Here is a 4,028-nt window from a genome sequence, read left to right as displayed (position 1 = left end):
GCAGCGGACGGGGCTCGAACCCGCGACCCCCGGCGTGACAGGCCGGTATTCTAACCAACTGAACTACCGCTGCACTTTCACAATGTCGCTATTGTGGTACAAACAATGTTTTTGTTAAATCTAAAGTGGCGCAGCGGACGGGGCTCGAACCCGCGACCCCCGGCGTGACAGGCCGGTATTCTAACCAACTGAACTACCGCTGCACTGAGGATTTAACGTAAAGGACTTGGTGGGCGCTGACGGGATCGAACCGCCGACATTCTGCTTGTAAGGCAGACGCTCTACCAACTGAGCTAAGCGCCCTTTACAACGTCTTCATCGTTTGTGAGGTGCATTATAGAGAATCTTGACTGACTGTCAAACGCTTTTCTAGTAGATTTCAGTTTTTTACCGCCGAGTGATTAAAAAATAGGTCATAATCGAGAAAACCTTGTAAATTCGGTACGTTATTTCGCGACTCACAAGCCCTGTAAACACACTTCAGAAAAACCACTAGGCCCATCATTGACACTATGTCCATTTAAACGTCTCTTTGGAATCCCTCTGCTAAAGAAAAACGCTTCAACATCATTTGGCTTCAAATGCAGGAATGTTCAATGCGTTTTCCGAGATATAAACCAAAGCCCCTGGCTCAATAGAGTTAAAAAGCTCAATGACATCTTGATTATGCATACGGATACAGCCATGTGACCGAGGAACTCCCATCGGCTCTGTATCCGGCGTACCATGAATATAGATATAACGGCTGAACGTATCACAGCCCTGCCCTTGATTAAAACCGGGCTGTAAACCACTTAACCACAAAATACGCGAAAGTATCCAGTCACGTTCAGGGTATTGGGATGCCAAATCCGAATTATAGATTTCACCTGTAGCTTGTCGTGCCACGAATACCGTATTTTTTGCCGCATCCTGACCAAACATTTGTTCCACACGATGCCAGCCGCGTGGCGTTTTGCCACTATTTTCAGCTTCACCAATCCCATTTTTACCGGTTGAGATGGGGTAACACTGTTGTCGCGCTGGTAAATATAAACACTGCTGAGCCAGATCAATCCAAATCTGGGCATCATCCATGCGAGAAAGAGAATTATTGTTCATGTTCATTTTGCACAGGTAACTTGATCTGTTGCGGTTCCGGTCGCAACCATAACCAGCAGGCGACAGTTAGCATTACAGTATCGGTGAAGACTTTGACCCAGAACGGCGCAGTAGTAAATAGCATCATAATGGCACTGCCCAACATCATGATACTGGCAATCCACTTGGCTTTGCGTGGTACGGTGCCATTTTCACGCCAGTCTCTCAGCGTCTGCCCGTAACGCGGATGATTCAATAGCCATTCGTCGACTTGTGGCCAGCCTTTTGACGCCGCCCATGCAGCTAGTACTAGAAAGACCGTGGTTGGCATACCAGGCAAAATTGCACCAATTGCGCCCAGCGTGATAAAGATCACCACTAAACTCCGCCATAACAACACGACCATAATATTATCCAAAACCGCGACTGGCATTAGTATAAAGTGTTTTACCCTTTCACTCTGTGTTTTAATGCATTAGATTTACAATTCACGCGGAAAATCACATGCTGCGTTCACACCAGCACAGCACCTATTTTGAACCTTGGCTGGAATTCCAACAGCCGATCGTGCGCCAGTTGGCTTTTGCAGTCGCCAGCCCGAATCTGTTGCTGCACGCTCCCACAGAACTTCAGCTCACATATGCCTTTGAACTACACACGAATGCCGAATGGCAACGGCATTTTGAAAATTATTTACCGCGGCTACGGCAGCTCGATCGAGCGCCTGCAGAACTGGAAAATTTTCTGCAGCAGTTGAAAAGTACCCGTCTAGGGCTACGCTTTGAATATCTGTTGTATTTCTGGCTGCTGGATCAGGATTATCACCCCTATCAGCTACTCGGACACAGTATTCAGAAAATAGAAGGTGCCAAAACACGAGGAGAGCTGGATTTTCTGTTATTGAATCAGGACAGCAAATGTATAGAACACTGGGAAGTTGCGCTGAAATACTACCTGGCGGAGGGTAATTTTTTACTGGAACAATGGTTCGGCCTGAATCGAAATGACACCTTAGCCAAAAAGCTGCGTCACTTCACCGAAAAACAATTCCAGTTTACCGATGCATTAGGCTACAACATTGAACGCCGTGTTGCGGTGATGAAAGGTCAATTATATCTGCCCTATCATCCCAACATTTCAGCTATTGAAACGATTGCTCCCTGGATCAATCTGCAGCGGCGTGTAGGCTTATGGGGTACAAGCATTCCAACACAGTCCTTCTACCGCCTGCAACGACACGAGTGGTTATGTCCAAATGCAACGACCACCGCATTGCCTGCCAAATGGTGGACCGATGGACTGTATTACCAACCCGAGCGACAACAATTTTATATGTACCGTCATCCAAATTTATTACTGCCGTAGCGAGATCAACTGAACAACATTTGATAACGTTTTTATAATCAAAAGTATCTATTTTCACTGCCGGGTTTTTCCTAACCTGAAACAACAACACAATAAATCCAATGTGGAGTTGATCATGAAAAAAATACTTGTTGCATCGATGCTCATGGCTTTTGTATTGACGGGTTGTAATACCTTTAAGGGTATTGGTGAAGACGTTTCCAAAGCCGGACAAGCCGTCACCAATACGGCAGAAAAGACAGAAAATAAAATGTAATCGGTGTCTTATACAAAGAAACCTTATCAAGCCGATAAGGTTTTTTTCTAGGAAAATTCCCATTCCTGAGTATATTCCCCTATCATATCCGGCAAATTGTTAATTCTTTTTCCGGTATGAACCACTCAGACACACTAGAATTTAGTCTCCAGTTACTGCGCCAGCCTTCAGTAACACCTGTTGATCATAACTGCCAGAACATGATGGCAGAACGTTTGGCCAAAATTGGTTTTCACATTGAACCGATGCGTTTTGAAGATGTGGACAATCTATGGGCACGTCGTGGTACTACGTCACCGGTGTTCTGTTTCGCAGGTCATACTGATGTCGTTCCTACAGGTAATCTAGAGGCGTGGAACTCTGATCCATTTGCCCCTGAAATTCGTGACGGCAAATTGTACGGTCGTGGTAGTGCGGATATGAAAACTGCTCTGGCTGCCATGGTCGTGGCTTCTGAACGTTTTGTCGCAAAACACCCCGATCACAAAGGTTCTATTGCCTTTTTGATCACGTCAGATGAAGAAGGTCCATCTATCAACGGAACTGTCAAGGTGGTTGAGACCCTTGAAGCCCGTAACGAAAAAATGACCTGGTGCCTCGTTGGGGAACCATCGAGTACAGCGCAGCTGGGTGACATCATTAAAAATGGCCGTCGTGGTTCATTGAATGGGGTATTAACCGTCAAAGGGAAACAGGGGCATGTGGCCTATCCACATCTTGCCATCAATCCGATTCACATGGCATCGAAAGCGATTGCTGAACTGTGTGACACAGTTTGGGATCAGGGTAACGAATATTTTCCAGCCACTTCTTTCCAAATCTCCAATATTCAAGCGGGCACTGGAGCGACCAACGTTGTACCGGGCAACATGAAAGTCACCTTTAACTTCCGTTACTCAACCGAAGTCACCGCTGATGAGCTCAAAGCACGTGTACTTGAACTTCTCGATCGTCACGGCGTTGACTATGAGATTGAATGGACGCTTTCTGGCTTACCGTTCCTGACCCCGGTGGGCGAACTGGTGAATGCCGCTAAGACAGCGATCAAGAATGTGACGGGTGTTGATGCTGAACTATCAACTAGTGGCGGAACTTCAGATGGTCGCTTTATTGCACCAACCGGCACACAGGTTCTTGAGCTCGGTGTACTAAATGCGACCATTCACCAGATCGATGAACACGTAAATGTGGCTGATCTGGAGCCGCTCGCGGAAATCTATGAACAGATTTTACAGCAATTGCTCACCTAATCTGTAAGCGTCCGCTGAACACACCTTATGAATTCATCCTATAAGCCTTAATTTAGTCCCCACTTAAAAACAAGTGG

The 4,028-nt window shown here is 46.3% G+C and carries 5 protein-coding genes and 3 tRNA genes; 3 read left to right on the top strand and 5 right to left on the bottom strand.

What is annotated here, in order from left to right; translation table 11 throughout:
- The 5 genes from PAE54_RS10895 to PAE54_RS10875 form a co-directional block, all read right to left on the bottom strand.
- Window positions 1–73, bottom strand: a tRNA-Asp gene (locus PAE54_RS10895).
- A gap of 53 nt (window positions 74–126) precedes the next feature.
- Window positions 127–203, bottom strand: a tRNA-Asp gene (locus PAE54_RS10890).
- Between the two features lie 24 nt (window positions 204–227).
- Window positions 228–303 (bottom strand) — tRNA-Val (locus PAE54_RS10885).
- A gap of 264 nt (window positions 304–567) precedes the next feature.
- Complete coding sequence (gene elsL / locus PAE54_RS10880; protein WP_326519457.1) at window positions 568–1,101, bottom strand: cell wall-recycling L,D-carboxypeptidase ElsL; 534 nt, start codon at window positions 1,099–1,101, stop codon at window positions 568–570.
- Window positions 1,091–1,486 carry a YbaN family protein gene (locus tag PAE54_RS10875; RefSeq protein WP_273777266.1) on the bottom strand — a complete coding sequence of 132 codons (396 nt, stop codon included), beginning with the start codon at window positions 1,484–1,486 and terminating at the stop codon, window positions 1,091–1,093. The genes elsL and PAE54_RS10875 overlap by 11 nt, the downstream gene beginning before the upstream one ends.
- Before the next feature lie 98 nt (window positions 1,487–1,584).
- Between PAE54_RS10875 and PAE54_RS10870 the strand changes: the two genes are divergently transcribed.
- The 3 genes from PAE54_RS10870 to dapE all read left to right on the top strand — a co-directional run bounded on the left by PAE54_RS10870 (window position 1,585) and on the right by dapE (window position 3,951).
- A complete protein-coding gene (locus tag PAE54_RS10870) occupies window positions 1,585–2,445 on the top strand; it encodes a DUF1853 family protein (protein WP_326519456.1) in 861 nt (286 codons plus the stop codon).
- 115 nt (window positions 2,446–2,560) lie between these two features.
- A complete protein-coding gene (locus PAE54_RS10865) occupies window positions 2,561–2,701 on the top strand; it encodes an entericidin A/B family lipoprotein (RefSeq protein WP_273777268.1) in 141 nt (46 codons plus the stop codon).
- 116 nt (window positions 2,702–2,817) lie between these two features.
- On the top strand, window positions 2,818–3,951 hold the full coding sequence (gene dapE / locus PAE54_RS10860; protein WP_326519455.1) for a succinyl-diaminopimelate desuccinylase: 1,134 nt from the start codon (window positions 2,818–2,820) through the stop codon (window positions 3,949–3,951).
- Window positions 3,952–4,028: the final 77 nt, after the last annotated feature.

This window comes from Acinetobacter minutum (assembly GCF_035916735.1).
Classification (GTDB): Bacteria; Pseudomonadota; Gammaproteobacteria; order Pseudomonadales; family Moraxellaceae; genus Acinetobacter.
The sequence above is the reverse complement of the archived record's forward strand: the minus strand, read 5'-3'. Positions and strand labels throughout refer to the sequence as shown.